Here is a 275-nt window from a genome sequence, read left to right as displayed (position 1 = left end):
TCGCCGCCTTGCACCGCCACGCTGGCGGCGCCGATGGCGAGCTGGTTGGCCTGGCGTGCGCCTTCGGCGTTTTGCTTGACGGTGGAGGTGAGCTCTTCCATCGAGGCGGCGGTTTCTTCCAGGTTGGCCGCTTGCTGTTCGGTGCGCTGCGACAAGTCCTGGTTACCGGCGGCGATTTCGCTGGCGGCGCCCTTGATCGAGATGGCCGAGGTCTTGATGCTGCCCACGATCTCGGCCAACTGGGTAGCGGTGGCATTGGCGTCGTCGCGCATCTG

The 275-nt window shown here is 66.2% G+C and carries 1 pseudogene; it reads right to left on the bottom strand.

The features are described from left to right. A pseudogene (locus XdyCFBP7245_RS23605) lies at positions 1 to 275 on the bottom strand (methyl-accepting chemotaxis protein); the annotation flags it as partial.

It is taken from the genome of Xanthomonas dyei (assembly GCF_002939865.1).
Classification (GTDB): domain Bacteria; phylum Pseudomonadota; class Gammaproteobacteria; order Xanthomonadales; family Xanthomonadaceae; genus Xanthomonas; species Xanthomonas dyei.
This window is presented reverse-complemented; position numbering and strand designations above follow the sequence as displayed.